The organism is Aeromonas cavernicola (genome assembly GCF_002795305.1).
Taxonomy (GTDB): domain Bacteria; phylum Pseudomonadota; class Gammaproteobacteria; order Enterobacterales; family Aeromonadaceae; genus Aeromonas; species Aeromonas cavernicola.
In genome coordinates, this window is the sequence record NZ_PGGC01000015.1 from 1 (window position 1) to 22623 (window position 22623).

Genomic DNA, 22623 nt, shown 5'->3' on the forward strand with positions numbered 1-22623 from the left:
CTGGCGGCCCCGGCGTTGAGGGGTTGCAGGCAGTCCACCAGCACGATTTGGCGATCAAAGCCAGCAAAGTGCTGCTCATAAAAACCCTGCACCAGATGCTGTTTGTACTGCTCGAAACGCTGCTTGAAGGTGGCATAGAGGCTCTCTTCGGCCAGTTCGCCAACGGGCGGGTCCCACACCCAAGGGACAAACTGCAACATGGGCGCCCCCACATACTCCCCCGGCAAGACAAAACGGCCGGGTTGGATCAGGTGTAGGCCCAGCTCCTGTTTGCAGGCGTGCAGATAAGCGGTATAACGCTCGGCCAACTGGGCCACCGGTCGTTCGGCAAAAGGTTGTGCAGCCTGCCAGGTGGGCGTTAACCAGCTGGCGGCAAGGGCTTGCAGCTCGGGGCGGCGCAGCTGCTCACGCACCTGTTCGCTCCACTGCTCGTAGCTCATCTCAAGCAGTGGCAAATCGAGCAACCACTCGCCGGGATAATCCACCAGATCCACGTAGAGGGTGGCGATCTCACCCAGATGTTTACGCAGGGTGTGGCGAGTGCGATAGCGAATTTCAAGACGCACCTCGGCCACCCCCCGGGTAGGATCTGGCCACGCGGGGGGATCGCCAAACAGGGAATCGAGGCCACGTTCGTAGGCAAAGGTGGGGATGTGGGCATGTTGCTGCGGCACGCGGCGGGCGCCAAGCAAGCGCCCTTGGCGCTGGGCATCCCACAGCGGTAAACGGCCATCAATGGCCGCGTGCTCTAATTGGTTGACGAGTGCGGTGATGAACGCGGTCTTGCCACTGCGGGAGAGCCCGGTTACCGCCAAGCGGATGTGGCGATCTCGCACTCGGTTGACGACGTCGTTCGCCTTGCGCTGCAAGCGGGCGATCTTCTGTTCGAGTTTGTTACGCATTGACGCGGTTCCTGTGCCCCTGTTAGGTGATGAACATCATAGGGGGTTTGATGACACCAGCCCATCGGGGATGGCTGGCGGTCATCAAACCGAATCGAGCTCACAGTTTGTTAAATTCTCGCTGCAATGCAAACGTTTTAGAGGTCACCAGCTTCTCAATCCGCTGCACTCTGGGCTCCAGCGCATCGAGCTCTTGGGCAATCCGCCCGAGCGCTTGCAAAGGGGTCACCCCTGCTTGCCAACTGCGCGACTTCATCCGCACCTCGCCCATCTCCCCCTCTGCTGGCGAGCCAAGGGTGACCGGCTTTTTGTCCAGCAGCAGCCAGGCTGCAAGGTAGGCGGTCAGGGTGATGACGCTGGTAAAAATAAGGCCGCTTATCACCAACAGCCGCACGATCCAGGTCTCGACCCCGAAGAAATCGGCAAGGCCCGCACACACCCCTGCGATTTTAGCGTGCTGGGGATCGCGATAGAGGTTACGTCCCTCCCGATAGCGATGACTCATATTTTGTTCCTCCAGCCGGGGACTTCCGCATCCAGAATCGACTCTAGGGCGCCGACGCGCTCCTGCATCTTTTCTGCTCGGGCTAACAGACCTTGTAACTGAACTCGCTCGCTATCAGCCAGGCCAGCCCCCATCCGCCCCTTGGCTCGGTAGTGCAGTATCAGCCAGATGGGGGCCACGACCACCATAAACACCACCATGGGGACCATCAGTACCCCTAACAAACTGCTCATCAATTACCCCTCCTGCTTGCTGCTGGGTTGACCCAACTTCTGGCGCATGGCCTCCAGCTCACGGCTAATCTGATCATCGACCTCCAGCTCGGCAAACTGCTGTGCCAGCGCTTGGCCTGACTGACCCAGATCAGCACGCGCTTCCATCTCGTCAATGCGCCGCTCGATCCGGTCAAACTTGTTGACCACCGTCTGGCTATCACCGCGCGCAACCTGATGTTGCACATTGAGACGACTGCTGGCCGCTTCGCTGCGAATGGCCATGGCCTGCTGGCGAGCGCGGGCATCGTCGAGCTTGGCTTCGAGCTGGTTGATCTCTTCGCTCAGCTTGGCGTTGCCACTGTTGACCGCCTGTTGCTCGCGCAGCAACGCGTCACCCAGCTCGCCCTGTTTTTTCTTCTCCAGCAGCGCCGCGCGGGCCAGATCTTCGCGGCCCTTGCTCAGGGCTAGCTCGGCTTTGGCTTGCCACTCATCCACTCGCTCCTGATGGCGGGCCACTTGGCGGTCGATCTCTTTTTGGTTGGCCAGAAAACGGGCTAAGTTAGAGCGCTCTTTTACCAACTCATCTTCCATCTCTTGGATGATCAGACGCACCATTTTCTGTGGATCTTCCGCTTTGTCCAGCAACGCGGTCAGGTTGGAATTGATGATGTCGGCTAAGCGAGAAAAAATACTCATGATGGCTCTCCTGTATGGGGGATGGATAATGTCCCATTGACAATCGCAACTTATGTGCCAATCTGGCACACAACATAACCCATTGATTTGTATCAATTATCAAAAGACGATGGCCAGCGCACTCGAAAAGTTAGCGATTATTACCACTACTTTTTGGTAAAATTAACCAACATCATTCATGGATACCATCCCGATGAGTACACCAAGCCTGCTGGGGGAATCCAATGCGTTCCTCGACGTGATCGAACAAGCCTCACGGCTGGCCCCGCTGGGTAAACCGGTGCTGATCATCGGCGAGCGTGGCACCGGCAAGGAGCTGATCGCCCATCGTCTGCACTATCTCTCCACCCGCTGGGATCGCGATTTCATTAGCGTCAACTGCGCCACCTTGAGTGAGAGCCTGCTGGAAACTGAGCTGTTTGGCCACGAGGCTGGGGCATTTACCGGGGCGACCAAACGCCATCAGGGCCGTTTCGAGCGGGCCGACGGCGGCACCCTGTTTCTCGACGAACTGGCGACCACCAGCACGCGGGTGCAAGAGAAGTTACTGCGGGTCATCGAGTATGGCGAGTTTGAACGGGTGGGCGGCGCTACGCCCCTGCGGGTGGATGTGCGGTTGGTCTGTGCGACGAACGAAGATTTACCTACCCTGGCCGAGCAGGGGCGGTTTCGCCACGATCTGCTCGACCGACTGGCGTTTGATGTGATCACCCTCCCCCCGCTGCGGGCACGGCGAGACGATATTTTGGTGCTGGCCGCCCACTTTGCCCACACCATGGCCCGCGAGCTGGGCTATCCCTTGTTCGCCGGTTTTTCAGCCCATGCCAGCCAACAACTGCTCGATTACCCGTGGCCGGGCAATGTGCGCGAGCTAAAAAACGTGGTGGAACGCAGCCTCTATCGGCACGCCGATCCCCAGCTCCCCCTATCGCAGCTGGTGTTTAACCCTTTTGACTCCCCGTGGCGGCCCCGCTCAGCGGGAGGGGCAACAGCAGCCCCCACGGCTTTGGCTACCCTCACTCCCCCCCAGCTTCCCCTCGGGGGGGACACCCCACACTCGCTGCCACTGGATTTAAAACAGACGGTGGCCCACTGGGAGATTAATTTACTCAAGCAAGCAATGCAGCAATCCCAGTATAATCAGCGCAAAGCAGCCCAATTACTGGCGTTAAGCTATCACCAGTTTCGTGGCATGCTACGCAAATACCAGTTATTAGATGGCGAAACCGATGCCCAATAGGTGCATGATGACAGCCGATAGCCGTAACATGTCAGCCCACCGTACTGGCCTGTTTAGATGATGACGATGCACAACAACATGGTTCAACAATGAGAAAGCTCACCCCTTTGCTACTGGGGCTACTGGTGCTGACCACCGGCTGTCAGGAGCAATCCGAGGCCGCTAAACATGGGCTCATCTACTGTGCGGAAGGGGCTCCCCTCTCGTTCAATCCTCACGTGTCGAACTCCGGTGTCACTCGCGATGCCAGCGCGCGTCCGCTCTACGATCGCCTGCTTGAGCTCAACCCTGTGACCCAAGCCTTAGAGGGGTCGCTGGCGACGACCTGGCAGATGAGTGGCGATGGCCGCACTTATACCTTGACGCTACGTCAGGGGGTCAAGTTTCACCACACCCCTTGGTTTACCCCCTCACGCCCGCTCAATGCCGATGATGTGGTCTTTACCTACCAGCGGATGCTGGACCCCACTCACCCCTACCATCAGGTTTCGGGTGGGGATTACCCCTACTTCTATAGTCAGGGGCAAGATCAGCTGATCAAACGGGTCTATGCACAGGGGCCGCAACAGGTGGTCTTTGAGCTCAATCAACCCAATGCCTCCTTTCTGGCCGCGTTAGCCAGTGATTATGCGGTGATCCTCTCTGCCGAATACGCCGATCAGATGCAACGGGCGGGCACCCCTGGCCAGTTAGATACCCAGCCGATCGGCACTGGGCCCTTCTATTTCAAAGAGTATCGCCATAACGAATTTATCCGTTATCTGCGCCACCCCGACTACTGGGGTGGGCCAGCCAACATCGAGCAGCTGGTGTACGACATTACGCCCAAGTCTGCCAAACGACTGGCCAAGCTGTTAACGGGTGAGTGTGATGTGATGAGTACCCCGGTTGCCAGCCAGCTGGCGGTGATCAAACAAGATCAGGGGTTGGATTTATCGGTTCAATCTGGGATGAATGTCGCCTTCTTGGCCCTCAATACCCAAAAAGCCCCCTTTGATAAGGTCCAGGTGCGCCAAGCCATTGCCGCGGCCATCAACATCGATCACCTGCTTCAGGCTGTCTATTTTGAAACTGGCCAACCCGCCAATGGGTTGCTGCCCCCCTTGTCGTGGGGATACAACCCAAGCCTGCCAGCTCGGCACCAAGATCTCCACCGCGCTCGGCAGTTACTGGCTGAGGCAGGCCTAAACAAGGGATTCGACATGACGGTGCTGGTGCAACCGGACGCCAGACCCTACAACCCAGATGCCATCAAGACGGCCCAGCTGATCCGCAGTGATCTCGCCAAAGTGGGCATCCGGCTGAAAATCATTACCCAAGAGTGGTCGGTGATCCAACAGAGCATGGCGAGTAGCCGCTATGACAGCCTGCTCTCAGGCTGGATTGCCGACAGTGCCGATCCTGATAACTTCTTTCGCCAACTGCTCAGTTGCTCGGCGGTCGAACGCGGCAATAACTACAGCCGCTGGTGTAGCCCCGCCTTCGATCAGTTACTCGATGATGCAGTGACCACCACCCAGCTGCCATTTAGGCTACGTAACTACTACTACGCCCAGACCTTACTCAATGAGCAATTGCCGGTGATCCCGCTCGCCCACGCGCTGCGCACCCAGGTCAGCCGCAGCGACGTCAAGGGGCTGATGCTGATGCCTTTTGGTGGCACCGTCTTTAACAAGGCCTATCGGGAGTAAGCATGTTCTCTTATATTTTGCGCCGCATTAATCTGCTGCTTATCACCTTGCTGGTGCTCACCGTGGTGGCCTACCTGCTGGAGTTTCGCCTGATCGGCGATGACCTGAGCCTCTGGCGTGGCTATCCTGACTTTCTGCGCCGAACCCTAGCGGGGGACTTGGGCATATCGAGCGTCTCTGGCTTGCCCGTGCTGGTAGAAATCAGGCACTACTTCCCCGCCACCTTGAGCCTGTGCATCACGGCGTTTGTGGTGTCATTGCTGATCGGGATCCCGCTTGGCACTCTCGCCGCCGTGTATCAAGGCAAGCCGCTGGATTTGTCGATCATGAGTGCAGGCCTCATCGGCTATGCCGTGCCGGTCTTTTGGCTGGCGCTGTTAGCCGTGATGTTCTTCTCGCTAGAACTTGGTTGGTTGCCGGCTTCCGGCCAGCTGAGCTTGCTTTATGACATCACGCCAGTGACCGGCATCGCCTTGGTGGATGTCTTGCTCAGCAACGAACCTTGGCGAGACGCCGCCCTGCACGATGCACTGCGCCACCTTATTCTTCCTTCGCTGGTGCTGGCGGTGGTGCCTACCACCGAGGTGATCCGCCATGTGCGCAGCTCGCTGATTGACGTCATGAAGCAAAACTACATCAAAGCCGCCGCCAGTCGCGGGCTCTCCAAGGCCCAGATCATCTGGCGCCATGGCCTGAAAAATGCGCTGCCCCCCGTATTACCGCTGCTGGGCCTGCAGATGGGCAGTGTGCTGACGTCGGCGATGATCACCGAAGTCATTTTCGAGTGGCATGGCATTGGCCGCTGGCTCATCAGCAGCATTGCCCTGCAAGATTACGCCGCCATTCGCGGCGCCACCTTAGTGGTGGCCAGCTTTGTCATTGTGGTCAGTGTCAGCACCGAATTGCTGACCGCCCTTATCTATCCGGCGCGGCGCAAAGAGCTCTATGCCAAACAAGATTGAACCCATCCGTGGCGTAACCCGGAGTCAGGTATCTTATGCAAGATAAATCAAACCCTTATCCCGAGCTCAAAATCCTCTCCCCACTGGTGCAGACCTGGGCGGCTTATCAACGTAATCCGCTAGCGATGGCCGGTTTATGGTGTTTCATGCTGCTGCTGCTGATCACCCTAGTGGGGCCCTTCTTGGTCCCCTATGGAGTGGATGAACAGCACACCGACCGACTGCTGCTTGCCCCTTCATGGGCGGCAACCGGTAACATTGACTACTTTTTTGGCACCGATGATCTGGGGCGAGACATGCTCTCTCGGCTGGTGGTCGGCGCGCGCCTGACCTTTGGTTGCGCCCTCATCGTGGTGGTGATTGCACTGGTTGTCGGCTCGGCGATTGGCATCCTTGGTGGTATGAGCAAGGGGCTTAAATCGAGCGTGCTGCACCATCTGCTCGATACCCTGCTCTCAATCCCATCACTGTTGCTGGCGATCATCATGGTGGCCATGCTGGGGCCCGGCTTGGGCAATACCCTGATTGCGATCACCTTGGCCTTGATCCCCCCCTTCATTCGCGCGACCTATAACGCGGTCCATACCGAAATGCAGAAGGAGTACATCATTGCTAGCCGCCTGGATGGTTCGCCCCCCTTGCGGATCATGCGGCTGGCTATTTTGCCCAATATCGTCGAAACCCTAGTGGCGCAAACCACCCGAACCCTGTCCGCGGCGATCCTCGACATCTCGGCGGTCGGTTTTCTTGGCCTTGGCGCCCAATCGCCGCAGCCCGAGTGGGGCACCATGCTGGCCGACTCAAGCGATCTTATCTATCTCGCCCCGTGGACCGTCACCTTGCCGGGGGTTGCTATCTTGCTGAGCGTACTGGTCACCAATGTGGTCGGAGAGGGGATTCGTGAAGCACTCAAAGAGGGGAATGACTGATGCTGATGGCCCTGTTAGATATTCGTCATGTCGCCATCGGCGTCGGTACACCGTTATATTGCACCCCCATCGGCTCTTTGCTGGGTGGTGAAGGCAGCCTTGCTGCGGAGAATGACTGATGCCACTGCTTGATATTCGCAACCTCACCATCGAGATCGATACCCCGCAAGGCAAAGTCAAAGCGGTCGATAAAGTGAGCCTGACCCTGACCGAGGGGGAGATCCGTGGCTTGGTCGGCGAGTCGGGTTCAGGTAAGAGCCTGATGGCCAAAGTTATCGTCGGTATCCAAAAAGATAACTGGACGGTGCGTGCTGACCGAATGCGCTTTAACGACATGGATCTATTGACCATGCCCCCCAAGGAGCGCCGCCGGATCATGGGCCGCGAGATCGCCATGATCTTCCAAGACCCCATCAGTTGCCTCGATCCTTCCGAAGAGATCGGCACCCAGCTGGAGCAAGCGGTGCCCACCGACGCATTCGAGGGCTCATTCTGGCAGCGTTTCCAATGGCGTAAGAAAAAAGCCATTGCCCTGCTGCACCGAGTCGGGGTCAAGGATCACCGTAAAGTGATGCGCGCTTACCCCCACGAGCTATCAGATGGCATGTGCCAAAAAGTGATGATCGCCATGGCGATTGCCAACGAACCGCGCCTCTTAGTAGCGGATGAACCCACCAGCGCCATGGAGTCCACCACCCACTCCCAGATCCTGCGGCTGCTGGACAAGATGAACAAGCTGGGCAACACCACCATCCTGATCATCAGTAACGACATCGCCGCCATCGCTAATCTGACTGACACCATTAATGTGATGTACTGCGGTCAGATGGTGGAGGTGGGCACCCGCGAGCAGATTTTAGAGACCCCCCACCATCCCTATACCGATGCGCTGCTCAAATCGATCCCAGACCTTGATAAGCTGGTGCGCCACAAATCGCGCCTGGACACCCTGCCCGGTGTCATCCCGCCGCTGCAGCATTTGCCCATCGGTTGTCGGCTCGGGCCCCGCTGCCCCTATGCCCAGAAACAGTGTGTACAAACGCCGCTGATGAACAAAATTAAGGGCCATCAATTTAGCTGCCACTTTCCGCTGAACATGGAGGAGCCGAAAAAATGATCACCATACCCCCTCCCCCGACCAGCGCCGTGCCGGTCAGCGAGCCCACCTTGTTGCAGGTCAGGAGCCTGAGCAAAACCTATCAAAACCGCACTGGGCTGTTTCGTCGCCAAGCGGTGGAGGCCATCAAACCGCTGTCGTTTGATCTGGAGGTCGGCCAAACCTTAGCGCTGGTTGGGGAGGCTGGTTCAGGCAAAAGTACCCTCGCCCGTATTTTGGCTGGCATGATCGAGCCGACCAGTGGCGATATCGCCATTCAGGGTCGCTTAATGATGCATGGCGATTATCAGACCCGCTGCAAGCTGCTGCGGATGATCTTTCAAGACCCCAATACGTCCCTAAACCGTAAGATCCGGGTCGGTCAGATCTTAGAAACACCGCTGCGCCTTAATACCGAGATGAGTGAAGAAGAGCGCCGCGACAAGGTGGTACAGACCCTGCGCATGGTAGGCATGTTGCCGGATCACGCTCGTTTCTACCCGCAGATGCTCTCCTCGGGGCAACAGCAACGGGTGGCGCTAGCCCGGGCATTGATCCTCAATCCCAAGATCGTGGTAGCCGATGAAGCCCTCTCAACCCTCGATATCTCGGTGCGCTCTCAAATCATTAATTTACTGCTGGAGCTGCAAGAGACCATGGGCCTCAGTTACGTGATCGTGGCCAATGACCTTGGCATTGTTAGCCATATCAGCGATGAAGTGCTGGTGATGCACGAGGGACGAGTGGTAGAGCGCGGTAAGACCCTCAAGGTGTTTGCCGATCCCCAGCATGAGGTGACCCGCCGCTTGATCCAGAACTACAACAACGAATACCGCAAATAGAGAGGCGCTGGCCGCCTCCCTTGCCGTTGTTCCCCGCAGCTCTCACACGGCGGGATCAAAAAAGCCCACTGCATGCAGTGGGCTTTTTGCGCGCGGTGGCGGCTTAGGCTTGCAGCAGCAGGCGGTTAACCCGCGAGACAAAACTGGCCGGATCGTTCAAGCCACCCTGCTCAGCCAGCTGGGCCTGCTCGTGCAGCAGGGCCACCCACTCACCAAACAGTGCGTCATCCTCGATGGTATCAAGCTTCTTCACCAAGGCGTGATCGGGGTTAAGCTCCAGAATATACTTCTGCTCTGGTACCGCTTGGCCAGCCGCACGCATCAGCTTGATCATCTGGGTGCTCATGCCGTAAGAATCGGTGACGATGCACGATGGTGAATCAGTCAGACGGTGGGTAACACGCACCTCTTTCACCGCCTCACCCAGACTCTGTTTAACCCGCTCCACCAGACCGGCGTTGGCCTTCTCGGCTTCCTCCTGCGCCTGCTTGGACGCATCGTCTTCCAGCTCGCCAAGATCCAGCTCGCCACGGGTGACGGAGATCAGCTGTTTGCCATCGAACTCGGTCAGGTGGCTCATCAACCACTCGTCGACCCGCTCCCACATCAGCAGCACTTCGACGCCCTTCTTACGGAAGATCTCCAGATGAGGGCTGTTTTTGGCGGCGGCAAAGCTGTCCGCGGTGATGTAGTAGATCTTCTGCTGGCCTTCCTTCATCCGGCCAACGTAATCCTCCAAAGAGACGGTCTGGGCTTCACCTTCCCCTGTAGTGCTGGCAAAACGCAACAGTTTGGCAATCTCTTCGCGGTTGGCGTAATCCTCGGCGGGGCCTTCTTTCAACACATTGCCGAACTCAGCCCAAAACTTGGTGTACTTCTCACTGTCATCCTTGGCTAGCTTGTTAAGCATGGTCAGCACCCGCTTGGAACAGGCTTTGCGCAAGGAGGCGGTGACTTTGTTGTCTTGCAGAATTTCGCGGCTGACGTTGAGCGGCAGATCGTTCGAGTCCAGCACCCCTTTCACAAAACGCAGGTAGGTCGGCATAAACTGCTCGGCATCATCCATGATGAAGACGCGCTGCACGTAGAGCTTCAGACCGTGCTTCTGCTCGCGGTTGTAGAGGTCAAACGGGGCACGGGCCGGCACATAGAGCAGGCTGGTGTACTCCTGCGCCCCTTCCACTCGGTTGTGACCCCAGAGCAGCGGATCTTCAAAGTCATGGGCGACGTGCTTGTAGAACTCTTGATACTCCTCGTCCTTGATGTCTTTCGGGTTGCGGGTCCACAGTGCCGTGGCACGGTTGACCTGCTCCCATTCACCCGGCGTACCGACGATGGTTTCACCGTCCTCTTCCCGATCCGGGGTGCCCTCTTTGAACATTTCGACCGGTACACTGATGTGATCAGAATATTTGCTGACCACCGAGCGCAGCCGCCAGTCGTCGAGAAATTCCTCTTCTTCAGCACGCAGGTGCAAAATCACGTCAGTACCGCGACCGGCTTTGGTCACTTGCGCCACGGTAAAGGAGCCTTCCCCTTGCGATTCCCACTGCACCCCCTGCTCAGGCTCACTGCCAGCCGCACGAGAGATGACCGTCACCTTGTCGGCCACGATGAAAGCGGAGTAGAAACCGACCCCAAACTGACCGATCAACTGGGAGTCACGCCCTTGATCACCAGAGAGGTTTTTGAAAAATTCGGCCGTACCAGATTTAGCGATGGTACCCAGATGCTCAATCACTTGATCACGGGTCATCCCAATCCCGTTATCGGAAATGGTCAGGGTATGTTGCTCTTTGTCGACTACCAGACGCACGCGCAACTGGCCGTCGTTTTCGAACAAAGAGTCATCGGAAAGCGCCTTGAAACGCAGCTTGTCCGCCGCATCGGAGGCGTTGGAGATAAGCTCACGCAGGAACACTTCTTTGTTGGAGTAGAGGCTGTGGGCCATCAGGCTCAGCAGTTGTTTGACTTCAGTTTGAAAGCCGTGGGTTTCGGTGTGAACACTTTGGGTCATCGACATTATCCTCAGACAATTCGGGTTGAACAGATTCACTATCCAAGATGGGGCCTGTGTACGGCATTTCAAGGGGCATGTGGTCAATGAGTGTGAAGGGTGAGGTTTACCTCCCGCCAACACCCGCTGCCCCTGACATTCCCAACCCGAGGTAGTGGGGTGGAAATGTCAGATACACGCCCAAGCTAGGGGCTGGCGTTGGCTTAATTGAGGGGCTGACGCCCCATGATCGAGTGAGATAGGGTCGTGCCATCCACCAGCTCCAACTCACCGCCAACAGGAACACCATGGGCAATCCGGCTCACCTTCACACCGACTGCGCGGGCCATGTCAGCAATATACCAAGCGGTGGCATCGCCTTCGATCGTCGGATTGGTCGCCAAAATCAGCTCACTGATCGCCTCTTCCCCTAAACGCCGCTCCAGTATATCTAGGCCTAGCTCTGCTGGGCCGATGCCATCAAGGGGGGAGAGATGCCCCATCAAGACAAAGTAACGTCCCGAAAATTGGCCCGTTTGCTCAATCGCCGCGACATCCGCCGGACTCTCTACCACGCACAGCAGCCCATTCTCTTCCCGCTTGGGATTAGCACAGATCTCACATACATTATTCTCGGTAAAAGTACGGCAATGGCTGCAATGACCAATCTCCGTCAGTGCCCGCGACAGTAGCTGAGCCAACCGCAAGCCGCCGCTTCGCTCACGCTCAAGCAACGTAAACGCCATGCGCTGAGCCGATTTGGGCCCTACCCCAGGCAACACCTGCAAAGCCTTCATCATCTCATCAAGCAGGGGACTGAACTTCATAATGCGCCTCACTCATCGCGGGGAATGCCCGCATTACGCCATGCCACCCATGGCTCATACGAATGGCGCAGGACTATACCTGAGCTCGCCCGCGCCTGCTATCTATCACCGTCTGGTTAGCGTAAATAGCTGCCATACGATATATCGCAATGGAATATACATTTACCTGTTATTAAATAATCGCTCGTTAAACGTTACTCTAAATAGCCTAATAAGCCGTCATCCGAGTTATATGCAGTAGGGTAATCAGACCTTGTTCAATATTGTTATAGCCGATAGACAAGCCGTGAATTAATGCATGTACTGCCATCTCTCTATATCGTTTGCTACTCGGCTACCCAATCATGTACAATCGCCGTTTGGTTAATGAAATCACTATTACCTGTAGGTTTATTGGTCATGTTGGATAATCGGAAAATATGTTTTCGCTAAATCCTGAAACAGGTGATGTGACTTACCAAGGTACAATTGTTGGACAACTGAATGCCAGTGAAAGCTTGGTATTACAGTGCCTGATTGATCATCCTGGTGAACTGATCACCAAGGAAGCATTACTTGAGATTGGCTGGCCAGGTAAAGTGGTGCTCCCCAATTCACTCACGGTGGCGATCAAAAACATCAGAAAAATTCTGCTGGCGGTAGCCACGGATGACTTTATTGAAACGCGTCACAGAAAAGGCTATATCTTTCACGCCATACAGCCGCTTGATACTCCCGAGGGCTCACTGGCACTGACCTCTTATCCAACAGCCGCTAACGGTATTCTCCCACTGACCGTAAACGATACTCCTGATGCGGATGGCGTCCCGTCCTCCCTTATTAAAAGAGCGTCGGTTGTCTTAATTGAGCTGTTTTTTTATAGCGTTATCATTTTGTTATCACTTTGGTCGCTGTTTCTCTTTACGCTGGACACCCCACTATTTTGTCAAGAAATAAATCAAGCTATTTTTTGTGGTTATAGCGAACTTGATCGTCATGAACTGGACCACTTAGAAGAAACAAGCAGTAATGATGAAGGGGTATATCTCTATGGGTATGATAAAGACATTGATAACTTACAAATCCTTAAAATGGATTAGTTTGGGGTTGTTACTCATTTACTCCGCCTCTCCTTTTATTAACGGGCTTGGCTGCGATTACCAACAGCAATACGAACGTGGCAATCTCTCTTTTTATTCAAGCTGCAAGTTTGGTTATGCCAAAAACATTATTCACAATAAAGCACGCGGTGAATTTTTAACGCATCAAGGCATAATGGGACGACATGGAGATACCATGATTTTCATTGCCAATGAAATAACACGCAGCTCAGCTCATCCCGATATTCATCAAGATGTTTATTCCACCATGAATCGCGACTTTATTTATATTACCAAGATAGTCAATCGTGATAAGAAGGCATGGATTGTGATGACCTATCCCTATCATCGGATTCAAAAAATCAAAACTCGGGGCAGACAGTCATTTTGGTAAATTAAGATTGCAGTAGGGGAAATCCTCACCCACGTTAACAACTGACACAATATTGACCGAGATATTTATTGGGTCGGTCTTCTTGCTTAAACTATACCGTCACTCGCCCCATATCAGGATGACCCGTCACTTGTGACAGCAAGTAAACACCATGCTAGAATCGGCCTCCCACTTATAGTGGCTCCATTTTCGCCAACACAGTGAAAGCAGACCAGTTGGCCTGCTAAAAACAGGTAGAATTGGCGCCAATTTTTCCAGACGAGATGAATTAATGAGAAGAGCAGTGATCACCGGTATCGGCATCATCTCCAGTATCGGCAACAACCAAGAAGAAGTGCTGTCCTCCCTCAAAGCAGGTAAATCTGGCATCACTTATTCGACGCAATTTGAGCAGTACAATCTGCGTAGCCGTGTCTGGGGTGACATCAAACTCGAACCGTCTGAACTGATCGACCGTAAAGTCATGCGTTTTATGGGCAACGCGGCTGCTTATGCCTATTTGTCTATGCAGCAAGCCATCGAAGATGCTGGGTTGTCGGAAGAACAAGTCTCGCACGAACGCACGGGGCTCGTTGTCGGCTCAGGTGGCGCATCAGCTAAGAACCAGCTTGAGTCATGTGATATTGCCCGTGAAAAAGGCGTTAAGCGGGTGGGCCCGTACATGGTTCCTCGCACCATGTCCTCAACCACCTCGGCTTGCTTGGCAACCCCCTTCAAGATCAAAGGGGTTAACTACACCATTAGTTCTGCCTGTGCGACATCCGCTCACTGCATTGGCCATGCGATGGAGCTGATCCAGTTAGGTAAACAAGATGTGGTCTTCGCAGGTGGCGGTGAAGAGTTGGATTGGTCTATGACGACTCAGTTTGATGCCATGGGGGCTCTCTCCACAAAGTACAATGACACACCCGAACAAGCCTCCCGTACTTACGACGCCAACCGCGATGGTTTCGTGATCTCTGGTGGTGGTGGCATTTTGGTGGTCGAAGAGCTGGAACATGCACTGGCTCGTGGTGCTCATATTTATGCTGAAATCACCGGCTATGGTGCTACCTCAGACGGCTATGACATGGTCGCTCCGAGTGGCGAAGGTGCCGTGCGTTGTATGAAGATGGCGATGCAAACAGTAGGCAAGGTGGATTACATCAATACTCATGGTACGTCGACCCCAGTCGGTGACGTGAAAGAGTTAGAAGCTATTCACACATTGTTTGGCAGCAACGCCCCTAAAATATCCGCTACAAAAGCAATGACAGGGCACTCTTTAGGCGCAGCTGGCGTACATGAAGCTGTTTACTCGTTGCTCATGATGGAGCACGGTTTTATCGCCCCAAGTATCAATATTGAAACCTTGGATGAAAAAGCCGAAGGACTGCCAATCGTACGTGAATATCAAACAGCAGACCTCAATACCGTGATGTCTAATAGCTTCGGCTTTGGCGGTACGAACGCATCGTTAGTGTTTAGCAAATTTAAAGCGTGATCGCCGGCTGAGTCAGCTCATCCCCATTCTCTTTTCACGCCTCATCACGACAGACCCCGTTCTCAACAGAACGGGGTCTTTTTTACGTGTTTTCGGATGACCATGACGTCTATTCAATCACATGTGGGACATGGCCTGTATGATTGTTAGGAATTTGAGCTGTTATGCTGGGGCTCGATACCAAATAGATTGAGTAATACGCAGCAGGTTACCGCGACCGCGACAAAACCACTGAGAAAAATAAAGGGCATAACCCCATACCCTAATACTGTCCATATCGTGTGCTCAAGAAGACTCATAACATTCCCTCATCTAATAGAGTGAGATAGACCAACGGTGGAACAGTGAGATGCCACCGTTATAAAGCTATTTGGCCCTAATAAAGAACCCTGTCATATGCCACTAAAGTAATAAACAGAAGGGTTATTTGCGCCAGATCAATTTTATCCTTAATTATTTTCATGTTTATCAGGCAATGACGCGCCCTCAACAGATACCAGCCCGTTCGCCAATAACAAAAACGCGCCCGAAGGCGCGTCACAACATGGCAGGGTAAACTCAGTTATCACAGAGGTCACTCGGCATGTCACATCTTAGACGTGTCCATATCTTGCCAGACTCAATACCGTACTGACGTACCGTCATGAACACGGCTTCATGATCCTTATTCTCGGCGAGCGTCAGCAAGGTTTTGTAATAGGCGTCGGCGGTTTCACGAGCCTGCTTGTCAGAAAAATAATAACTGCCAACACGGCTATATAGGCCTTTGAAACCATTGAGGATCAATGCGTAAATCGGATTACCAGAAGCGAAGGAGAGCTGATGATGAAGACGATAATCAAATTCGGCGTAAGCCTCAGCACTTTTTTCTACGTCACTCGCGCCCCGCAGAAGTTCGGCCGCAAGTTCAGGATTATTGCGAATAGCACCGCGGATAAAAATAGTACAAATATTGGTTCGAGCTGACAGCAGCTGAGCAACCAAATCAGGCACTTTATCCTGATCTAGCCGAGCTAAGGTCTCTAGGATGTTCAGGCCTGATGTTTCCCAGAAATTATTGACTTTTGTTGGTTTGCCATGCTGGATGGTTAACCAGCCATCACGTGCTAAGCGCTGCAATACCTCCCGTAGAGTCGTTCGTGTTACACCGATTAACTCGGACAATTCGCGCTCAGCAGGGAGTATTGATCCTGGAGGAAAGCGATTGTTCCAGATGGACTCGATAATGTATTCCTCGGCAAACCCCGCAGGGCTCTGCGCTTTTATGACCATGAATTAACTCTGTTGTAGAACGAAAAAAGGCTGACGAATCATATCAAAGCAGCGAATGCTGGCAAGCATAAGGTCAGTCCTCTGCTCACACATCTCCACCTTTGCGAGGTTCGTGATGCGGCCTCCTAGCCGCTATAAGGTCATAGCCTCTTGTGTTGCACAAACATGACACTCACTAGATGAGGACTATAAAGCCGAGAAGATGTTGATTGGCGTTATATGAATTCCAGCCACAGAAGCGCATCGTCATTGGACGTTAACCCAGAATCTTGGAGTGGCTACTGCCGCCACCTCCACCCCGGTGAAGAGTGGAAAAAGATGGCTAAAAAGGAGGCGATCACCCGACTTCACTTCACCTATCGCTGGCGGAACATCTTGCCAGATTGATACTGACAGCCGCAGCTTGCGGCAAAGTCGCCTCTCTCATCCACAGTGGTAGTCACTTGCTGCCTCCGTGCCATTGCCGGGAGGATCGAGCATTCCATGCCTGCGCCTTATTGAGTATTGTTCCGTGCTATCTCGTTGGGACAAAACACTATTTTTCTCTCGACAGCGTCTCCATACAGCTTCAGTTCAGCACGTTCAAGCCGATATCCAGTGCAGTATTCCTGTTGATGTACGGTGGTTGACTAGCAGCCCTTTGATCGAAAGGATTCGCTTGTTACTTAATCCATATTCAGAGGAGTGAACATGTATATCACTGCCGACAGCACCCCGTCGGTCTTGCTGTGAGATAAAGCACAATCAACTGGAGGGGAGCAACACTCATAGTTCATTTTATTAATAGCGCGGAAGATGTGAAAGCAATGATAAATCGACCATCAATGACATCGAGAGTCGTAGGTGATGAAAAGCAGGGTCTTGACCATAATATGGATGATGTCAACAAGAGGCTCGATGAAATAGCACCTATTTTCAGCGCTAATATAACGCACGGTATCGGTTCCCCCTGTCAGTTGCAGTAAAACCGACATAAGCTTGGAGACAAATCGATCATTCTTTTACCTAATATCTCGATGCTATCTGACTGATAAGGGGCTTATATCCAAACACCAAGATTGAATCACTGTCATTTCCAACAACCACACTGAGATCATCATTATGTCAATGAGTCTAGGGAACGCATTTGCCAAGAACTTCTTGGGCCATGCACCACAATGGTACAAGAGTGCTATTTTTATTTTTTTGTTGGTTAATCCCATTGCTTTTTATCTTGACCCTTTTGCGGCGGGTTGGTTACTCGTTGCCGAATTTATCTTCACATTGGCAATGGCTCTTAAGTGCTACCCCTTACAACCAGGTGGCCTATTAGCGATTGAGGCGGTGCTGATTGGCATGACCTCCGCAGATCAGGTAAAGCATGAGTTGGTTGCCAATATTGAAGTGCTATTACTGCTGGTCTTTATGGTCGCAGGTATCTACTTCATGAAGCAGTTATTGCTTTACGTATTTACTAAATTATTGATTGGCGTTCGCTCTAAAACGTTACTTTCTCTCTCATTCTGTCTCGTTTCCGCTTTCCTCTCGGCATTCCTAGATGCTCTGACCGTGATTGCCGTCGTCATCAGCGTTGCTACAGGCTTCTACGCTATCTATCACAAGGTATCGTCAGGGAAGGGGTTTACTCACGTACATGACCATACCCATGATCAAGAGGTAGAAGAAAATCACCGTCAGGCTCTTGAGCAGTTTCGCGCCTTTTTACGCAGCCTGATGATGCATGCCGCTATCGGTACAGCATTGGGTGGCGTGTGTACTCTGGTAGGCGAACCACAAAATCTTATTATCGGAGAGCAGGCCGGATGGCAGTTTAGTGAATTTGCCATTCGAATGGCCCCCGTTTCACTGCCTGTCTTTATCTGCGGTCTATTAACCTGTGTGTTGGTCGAGAAGATGAAATGGTTCGGTTACGGCACCACGCTGCCAGACTCAGTACGCCGGATCATGGAAGAGTACAACCAGCATGAGAATGCTAAACGTACTCCACAGGATAAAGCTAAGTTGATTGTACAGGGATTAATCGCTGTTTGGCTGATCGTTGGCCTGGCACTTCATCTAGCGGCTGTAGGCCTCATCGGCCTCTCCGTGATTGTTTTAGCTACCTCATTTACTGGTATTACAGAAGAGCACGCCCTAGGCAAAGCCTTTGAAGAGGCACTTCCTTTTACCGCTCTGTTAGCCGTTTTTTTCAGCGTAGTGGCCGTGATCATTGACCAGCAGCTATTTAAGCCGGTGATCGAATGGGTTCTATCTGCAGAGAAAGAGCAGCAACTAGCACTCTTTTATGTCGCCAATGGCTTACTCTCGATGGTCAGCGATAACGTCTTCGTCGGCACTGTCTATATCAATGAAGTAAAAACTGCACTACTTAACGGTGCGATAGATCGTGCGCAGTTCGATCTGCTGGCCGTGGCCATTAACACCGGCACCAACTTACCCTCAGTGGCAACCCCTAATGGCCAAGCTGCCTTCCTGTTTATGCTCACCTCGGCATTGGCGCCGCTGCTTCGCCTCTCCTATGGTCGCATGGTCTGGATGGCCCTACCCTATACCTTAGTACTGGGTTTAGTCGGCTTTTTCTCGGTAGAGTTACTGCTTGCCCCATTAACAGAATGGTTCTACCAGTCGGGATGGTTGATCCCCCACACCACACTACCAATCAGCCCACCTGCCATACACTAACCGCCAAGGGCCCATCAGGGCCCTTTCTTTTTGGTGCTCGCTCTGCTCTAATTCGGTCACTCTTTTTACTGCGAGATCAATAAGATGATCGAATTTTTGCGCCATCTAGTCACCACCCGACTAGCATGGGGATTATTAGCGGCCTCCGCCCTTTTCCTAGAACTGTGCGCACTTTTTTTCCAGCATGTGCTAGGCCTGCAGCCTTGTGTAATGTGTATCTATGAACGTTTGGCTGTGTTAGGCGTGCTGTGCGCAGGATTGCTTGGGATGGCTGCACCGCAGAAGTGGTATATACGCTGGGGAGCGATGTTATTGTGGGGTTACAGCTCACTCAAAGGGCTTCAGCTAGCACTCAAACATGTCGACTATCAGATGAACCCCTCACCGTTCAATGTTTGCAGTCCTTATGCCGATTTCCCTAGCTGGTTACCGCTGGATCAGTGGCTGCCTTGGCTTTTTCTCCCCAGCGGGGATTGCGGAGAGATCACTTGGCAATTCTTAAGTTTTTCCATGCCCCAATGGTTAGTCGCTTTCTTTGCGGCATATCTGCTGGTTTTTATCGTCATCGCCATCGTGGATCTGATAAAAAGACGCTGCTGCAACTGATAAAGACAGCTAGATCAGGTCATAGAGAAAGAGGGAGCCACAAAGTGGCTCCCTCTTTCTCTTTACCGAACAGATAGCACATTGATTAGTCGGAGCTGCGACTGCTCATTTTCGCTTTGGCAACACCAATCAGCATCGGCAATACCGAGATGCCGATGATGCCGAAGATGAGCAACGTGAAGTTTTGGCGAAACACCGGTAAGTTGCCAAAGAAATGGCCCGCATAAACAAATGAGACAACCCACAGCACGGCGCCAACCAAATTAAACGCCAAGAAGCGCGGATAGGTCATTGCTCCCATGCCAGCCACAAAGGGAGCAAAGGTACGCACAATGGGCAGAAATCGAGTGATGATGATGGTCTTGCCGCCATGCTTGGCATAAAACCCATGGGTCTTGTCCAAATAGTCGCGACGGAATATTTTGGAGTCAGGATTGCGAAACAGTCGCTCACCGAAAAAGTGACCGATGGTGTAATTGACCACATTACCGAGCACCGCAGCGATGATCAAAAGTCCGACCAAGGTGTGCACATCCAGTACACTGCCCACTGTCAGCGCACCCGCCGCAAACAGCAGGGAGTCACCCGGCAGGAAAGGGGTCACCACCAGTCCGGTCTCACAGAAGATGATGAGAAATAAAATCGCGTAAACCCAGACGCCGTAATTTTCAAACAGCTCTCTAAGATGAACGTCAACATGCAGAATAAAGTCGATTACAAAGAGGATCAGATCCATTTTTCCATACCCATAAAGTGAACGGCGTGGAGTCTACGCCAATGCCATCTGGGCCACAATCATCGAACTCACCTCTTTTTTACCCCACCAGCAGCAACCTCAAACGCCATCACTTTCCGCCCCCCCTCAAGGGGCTCACTGTGCTATCTCCGGAGCCAGATAAATACGGCAAACCCAGGGAAGGACCTACTCTAGAGCACGGCGCACTGCGGGGGGCAAGCAACGCTCCCAGCCCCACAGCAACACCAGCAGCAAGGTCACGTCATCGAGCCAGCCCAGCAAGGGCATCACGTCGGGGATAAAATCCACCGGACTGATGCCATAAAGCAGGATAAGGATCACCAGCCCCCTCGCCCACCAAGGGGTCGCTGGATGGCGAAAGCCCTGATAGAGACGGCGCAGTCGTTGCCAGATCAGCCAGCGTTTACGGCTCATGACTCGATCAACTCACCGCGTAGCCGCTGGATCTGATCTCGCAATGCCGCTGCCTGTTCGAACTCCAGATCCCGGGCATGCTGGAACATCTGCTCTTCCATGCGTTTGATCTCTTTGGCAATCTCGCTGGCCGAGCGGGCATGGTACTCTCCTTGCGGCTCGGCGGCCTTACGGCTCCCCTTACCTAGTTTACCGGCGCTGCGGCTGCCCCCGATGTCCATCACATCACCAATGGATTTGTTGAGCCCTTGGGGGGTAATGCCATGTTCGAGGTTATGAGTATGCTGCAAGCTGCGGCGCCGCTCGGTCTCCTCAATCGCCACCTTCATCGAGTTGGTGATGGTATCACCGTAGAGGATGACCTTGCCGTTGAGGTTACGGGCCGCCCGACCGATAGTCTGGATCAGCGAGCGGGTGGAGCGCAGGAATCCCTCTTTATCCGCATCCAGAATGGCCACCAGCGACACTTCCGGCATATCGAGCCCTTCCCGCAGCAGGTTGATACCCACCAGCACGTCAAACTTACCGAGGCGCAGATCGCGGATGATCTCCACCCGCTCGACCGTATCAATATCGGAGTGAAGGTAGCGCACCTTGACGTCGTGCTCCGCCAGATATTCGGTCAAGTCTTCCGCCATCCGCTTGGTCAGGGTGGTGACCAGCACCCGCTCCTGCACCGCGACCCGTAGCCGGATCTCGGAGAGCAGATCGTCCACCTGAGTGGTCACCGGACGCACCTCGATCTCCGGATCGAGCAGACCAGTGGGGCGCACCACCTGCTGCACCACATCGCCACCGGATTTCTCCAACTCATAAGGGGCGGGGGTCGCTGAGACAAACACCGTCTGCGGCATCAGCGCTTCGAACTCGTCAAACTTGAGGGGGCGGTTGTCCAGCGCCGAGGGGAGCCGGAAGCCGTACTCCACCAGGGTCTCCTTGCGGGAGCGGTCCCCTTTGAACATGGCGCCGATCTGCGGCACCGTGACGTGGGACTCATCGATGATGAGCAGGCCGTCCCCCGGCAGGTAGTCAAACAGGGTGGGCGGCGGCTCCCCCGGCGCACGGCCAGAGAGGTAACGACTGTAGTTCTCGATGCCCGAGCAGTAGCCCAGCTCCTGCATCATTTCGATGTCGAACTGAGTGCGCTGGCTGATGCGCTGCTCCTCCACCAGCTTGTTCAGCGACATCAGCTGCTCACGCCGCCCTTTGAGCTCCGCCTTGATATGCTCGATGGCACCGAGGATAGTCTCGCGGGGGGTGGCGTAGTGGGTCTTGGGATAAATGGTATAACGCACCACCGTCTGCTCGATGGCACCGGTCAGGGGATCAAACTGGGAGAGCCGCTCCACCTCCTCGTCAAACAGCTCGACTCGTAGCGCCAGCTTGTCCGATTCGGCAGGGTAGATGTCGATCACTTCACCACGCACTCGGAAGGTGCCGCGCTGGAACGCCATGTCGTTGCGGGTGTACTGCAGTTCGGCGAGGCGGCGCAGGATATCCCGCTGGTTAATCACATCCCCCACTTTCAGGTGCAGCATCATGCTGAGGTAGGCTTGCGGATCTCCCAGACCATAGATGGCCGACACCGAAGCCACGATCACCACATCGCGCCGCTCCAGCAGCGCCTTGGTGGCCGACAATCGCATCTGCTCGATGTGATCGTTGATGGACGCATCCTTCTCGATAAAGGTGTCGGTGGTCGGCACATAGGCTTCGGGCTGGTAATAGTCGTAATAGGAGACGAAATACTCCACCGCGTTGTCGGGGAAAAACTCCTTCATCTCGCCATAGAGCTGGGCTGCAAGGGTCTTGTTAGGAGCCATGATCATGGTCGGACGATTGAGGGTCGCAATAACATTGGCCATGGTGAAGGTTTTGCCCGACCCTGTGACGCCCAGCAGGGTTTGATGAGCGAGCCCCGACTCAATGCCATCGAGCAGCTGAGCGATCGCAGCAGGTTGATCACCAGCAGGTTGGAACTGACTGGCAAGTTTAAACGGTTTGCTCATGGACACTCCCGACACAAAACAGCAAG

At 53.9% G+C, this 22623-nt stretch carries 22 protein-coding genes; 11 read left to right on the forward strand and 11 right to left on the reverse strand.

The features are described from left to right. The 4 genes from CUC53_RS02215 to pspA all read right to left on the reverse strand — a co-directional run. A partial coding sequence (locus CUC53_RS02215; RefSeq protein ID WP_167386659.1) for a YcjX family protein occupies positions 1-902 on the reverse strand: 902 nt, incomplete at its 3' end. Positions 903-1002: 100 nt separating this feature from the next. Further along, complete coding sequence (gene pspC, locus CUC53_RS02220) at positions 1003-1407, reverse strand: envelope stress response membrane protein PspC (protein WP_100292655.1); 405 nt, start codon at positions 1405-1407, stop codon at positions 1003-1005. Next, the gene (pspB, locus tag CUC53_RS02225) at positions 1404-1640 is read right to left on the reverse strand and encodes an envelope stress response membrane protein PspB (protein ID WP_100292656.1); all 237 of its coding nucleotides are present in this window, start codon (positions 1638-1640) and stop codon (positions 1404-1406) included. Before pspB ends, pspC begins: the two co-directional genes overlap by 4 nt. A 3-nt stretch (positions 1641-1643) precedes the next feature. Then, a complete protein-coding gene (gene pspA, locus CUC53_RS02230; RefSeq protein WP_100292657.1) occupies positions 1644-2318 on the reverse strand; it encodes a phage shock protein PspA in 675 nt (224 codons plus the stop codon). Positions 2319-2511: 193 nt separating this feature from the next. Between pspA and pspF the strand changes: the two genes are divergently transcribed. The 6 genes from pspF to CUC53_RS02260 all read left to right on the forward strand — a co-directional run bounded on the left by pspF (position 2512) and on the right by CUC53_RS02260 (position 9078). Next, the gene (gene pspF, locus CUC53_RS02235; protein WP_420808037.1) at positions 2512-3558 is read left to right on the forward strand and encodes a phage shock protein operon transcriptional activator; all 1047 of its coding nucleotides are present in this window, start codon (positions 2512-2514) and stop codon (positions 3556-3558) included. Positions 3559-3647: 89 nt separating this feature from the next. Then, on the forward strand, positions 3648-5249 hold the full coding sequence (locus CUC53_RS02240; protein ID WP_167386660.1) for an ABC transporter substrate-binding protein: 1602 nt from the start codon (positions 3648-3650) through the stop codon (positions 5247-5249). Between the two features lie 2 nt (positions 5250-5251). After that, positions 5252-6211: an ABC transporter permease gene (locus CUC53_RS02245; protein ID WP_100292658.1), complete on the forward strand. Its 960-nt coding sequence runs from the start codon at positions 5252-5254 to the stop codon at positions 6209-6211. Between the two features lie 35 nt (positions 6212-6246). Further along, positions 6247-7140: an ABC transporter permease subunit gene (locus CUC53_RS02250; RefSeq protein WP_100292659.1), complete on the forward strand. Its 894-nt coding sequence runs from the start codon at positions 6247-6249 to the stop codon at positions 7138-7140. Between the two features lie 118 nt (positions 7141-7258). Then, positions 7259-8257 (forward strand): peptide ABC transporter ATP-binding protein, encoded by a 999-nt coding sequence (locus CUC53_RS02255; RefSeq protein WP_100292660.1) that lies wholly within the window; start codon positions 7259-7261, stop codon positions 8255-8257. Next, positions 8254-9078 carry a peptide ABC transporter ATP-binding protein gene (locus tag CUC53_RS02260; protein WP_100292661.1) on the forward strand — a complete coding sequence of 275 codons (825 nt, stop codon included), beginning with the start codon at positions 8254-8256 and terminating at the stop codon, positions 9076-9078. Before CUC53_RS02255 ends, CUC53_RS02260 begins: the two co-directional genes overlap by 4 nt. A gap of 103 nt (positions 9079-9181) precedes the next feature. Here CUC53_RS02260 and htpG read toward each other — a convergent pair whose 3' ends face one another. Together htpG and recR are read right to left on the reverse strand one after the other, a co-directional pair. After that, positions 9182-11095 (reverse strand): molecular chaperone HtpG, encoded by a 1914-nt coding sequence (gene htpG / locus CUC53_RS02265; RefSeq protein ID WP_100292662.1) that lies wholly within the window; start codon positions 11093-11095, stop codon positions 9182-9184. Positions 11096-11298: 203 nt separating this feature from the next. Then, on the reverse strand, positions 11299-11901 hold the full coding sequence (gene recR / locus CUC53_RS02270; protein ID WP_100292663.1) for a recombination mediator RecR: 603 nt from the start codon (positions 11899-11901) through the stop codon (positions 11299-11301). 419 nt (positions 11902-12320) lie between these two features. Between recR and CUC53_RS02275 the strand changes: the two genes are divergently transcribed. The 3 genes from CUC53_RS02275 (at position 12321) to fabB (ending at position 14857) form a co-directional block, all read left to right on the forward strand. Further along, positions 12321-12980: a winged helix-turn-helix domain-containing protein gene (locus tag CUC53_RS02275; protein WP_100292664.1), complete on the forward strand. Its 660-nt coding sequence runs from the start codon at positions 12321-12323 to the stop codon at positions 12978-12980. A gap of 1 nt (position 12981) precedes the next feature. Further along, positions 12982-13374 carry a hypothetical protein gene (locus CUC53_RS02280; RefSeq protein ID WP_100292665.1) on the forward strand — a complete coding sequence of 131 codons (393 nt, stop codon included), beginning with the start codon at positions 12982-12984 and terminating at the stop codon, positions 13372-13374. Between the two features lie 271 nt (positions 13375-13645). Beyond that, positions 13646-14857, forward strand: a complete 1212-nt coding sequence (gene fabB / locus CUC53_RS02285; RefSeq protein ID WP_100292666.1) for a beta-ketoacyl-ACP synthase I — start codon at positions 13646-13648, stop codon at positions 14855-14857. A gap of 146 nt (positions 14858-15003) precedes the next feature. On the opposite strand, the gene CUC53_RS02290 is transcribed toward fabB, so the two are convergent. Both CUC53_RS02290 and fadR read right to left on the reverse strand, forming a co-directional pair. Next, entirely contained in the window at positions 15004-15156 is a 153-nt protein-coding gene (locus CUC53_RS02290) for a TIGR02808 family protein (RefSeq protein WP_100292667.1), read from the reverse strand. A 259-nt stretch (positions 15157-15415) separates the two neighbouring features. Continuing rightward, a complete protein-coding gene (gene fadR, locus CUC53_RS02295; RefSeq protein ID WP_100292668.1) occupies positions 15416-16129 on the reverse strand; it encodes a fatty acid metabolism transcriptional regulator FadR in 714 nt (237 codons plus the stop codon). A gap of 1101 nt (positions 16130-17230) precedes the next feature. On the opposite strand from fadR, the gene nhaB reads away from it, so the two are divergent. Together nhaB and dsbB are read left to right on the forward strand one after the other, a co-directional pair. Continuing rightward, positions 17231-18811 carry a Na(+)/H(+) antiporter NhaB gene (gene nhaB, locus CUC53_RS02300; RefSeq protein WP_100292669.1) on the forward strand — a complete coding sequence of 527 codons (1581 nt, stop codon included), beginning with the start codon at positions 17231-17233 and terminating at the stop codon, positions 18809-18811. A gap of 84 nt (positions 18812-18895) precedes the next feature. Continuing rightward, positions 18896-19417, forward strand: a complete 522-nt coding sequence (gene dsbB / locus CUC53_RS02305; protein ID WP_100292670.1) for a disulfide bond formation protein DsbB — start codon at positions 18896-18898, stop codon at positions 19415-19417. Between the two features lie 85 nt (positions 19418-19502). On the opposite strand, the gene CUC53_RS02310 is transcribed toward dsbB, so the two are convergent. From CUC53_RS02310 to uvrB, 3 genes are all read right to left on the reverse strand, one after another. Beyond that, positions 19503-20153: a DedA family protein gene (locus tag CUC53_RS02310; protein ID WP_100292671.1), complete on the reverse strand. Its 651-nt coding sequence runs from the start codon at positions 20151-20153 to the stop codon at positions 19503-19505. 186 nt (positions 20154-20339) lie between these two features. Next, complete coding sequence (locus CUC53_RS02315; protein ID WP_100292672.1) at positions 20340-20588, reverse strand: YkvA family protein; 249 nt, start codon at positions 20586-20588, stop codon at positions 20340-20342. Beyond that, a complete protein-coding gene (gene uvrB, locus CUC53_RS02320; protein WP_100292673.1) occupies positions 20585-22597 on the reverse strand; it encodes an excinuclease ABC subunit UvrB in 2013 nt (670 codons plus the stop codon). Before uvrB ends, CUC53_RS02315 begins: the two co-directional genes overlap by 4 nt. Positions 22598-22623 lie beyond the last annotated feature (26 nt).

Bases quoted from the DNA above. Each gene is read 5' to 3' on its own strand.
- pspC (WP_100292655.1), bottom strand. From the start codon at position 1,407: ATGAGTCATCGCTATCGGGAGGGACGTAACCTCTATCGCGATCCCCAG.
- pspB (WP_100292656.1), bottom strand. From the start codon at position 1,640: ATGAGCAGTTTGTTAGGGGTACTGATGGTCCCCATGGTGGTGTTTATG.
- pspA (WP_100292657.1), bottom strand. From the start codon at position 2,318: ATGAGTATTTTTTCTCGCTTAGCCGACATCATCAATTCCAACCTGACC.
- pspF (WP_420808037.1), top strand. From the start codon at position 2,512: ATGAGTACACCAAGCCTGCTGGGGGAATCCAATGCGTTCCTCGACGTG.
- CUC53_RS02240 (WP_167386660.1), top strand. From the start codon at position 3,648: ATGAGAAAGCTCACCCCTTTGCTACTGGGGCTACTGGTGCTGACCACC.
- CUC53_RS02245 (WP_100292658.1), top strand. From the start codon at position 5,252: ATGTTCTCTTATATTTTGCGCCGCATTAATCTGCTGCTTATCACCTTG.
- CUC53_RS02250 (WP_100292659.1), top strand. From the start codon at position 6,247: ATGCAAGATAAATCAAACCCTTATCCCGAGCTCAAAATCCTCTCCCCA.
- CUC53_RS02255 (WP_100292660.1), top strand. From the start codon at position 7,259: ATGCCACTGCTTGATATTCGCAACCTCACCATCGAGATCGATACCCCG.
- CUC53_RS02260 (WP_100292661.1), top strand. From the start codon at position 8,254: ATGATCACCATACCCCCTCCCCCGACCAGCGCCGTGCCGGTCAGCGAG.
- htpG (WP_100292662.1), bottom strand. From the start codon at position 11,095: ATGACCCAAAGTGTTCACACCGAAACCCACGGCTTTCAAACTGAAGTC.
- recR (WP_100292663.1), bottom strand. From the start codon at position 11,901: ATGAAGTTCAGTCCCCTGCTTGATGAGATGATGAAGGCTTTGCAGGTG.
- CUC53_RS02275 (WP_100292664.1), top strand. From the start codon at position 12,321: ATGTTTTCGCTAAATCCTGAAACAGGTGATGTGACTTACCAAGGTACA.
- fabB (WP_100292666.1), top strand. From the start codon at position 13,646: ATGAGAAGAGCAGTGATCACCGGTATCGGCATCATCTCCAGTATCGGC.
- CUC53_RS02290 (WP_100292667.1), bottom strand. From the start codon at position 15,156: ATGAGTCTTCTTGAGCACACGATATGGACAGTATTAGGGTATGGGGTT.
- fadR (WP_100292668.1), bottom strand. From the start codon at position 16,129: ATGGTCATAAAAGCGCAGAGCCCTGCGGGGTTTGCCGAGGAATACATT.
- nhaB (WP_100292669.1), top strand. From the start codon at position 17,231: ATGTCAATGAGTCTAGGGAACGCATTTGCCAAGAACTTCTTGGGCCAT.
- dsbB (WP_100292670.1), top strand. From the start codon at position 18,896: ATGATCGAATTTTTGCGCCATCTAGTCACCACCCGACTAGCATGGGGA.
- CUC53_RS02310 (WP_100292671.1), bottom strand. From the start codon at position 20,153: ATGGATCTGATCCTCTTTGTAATCGACTTTATTCTGCATGTTGACGTT.
- CUC53_RS02315 (WP_100292672.1), bottom strand. From the start codon at position 20,588: ATGAGCCGTAAACGCTGGCTGATCTGGCAACGACTGCGCCGTCTCTAT.
- uvrB (WP_100292673.1), bottom strand. From the start codon at position 22,597: ATGAGCAAACCGTTTAAACTTGCCAGTCAGTTCCAACCTGCTGGTGAT.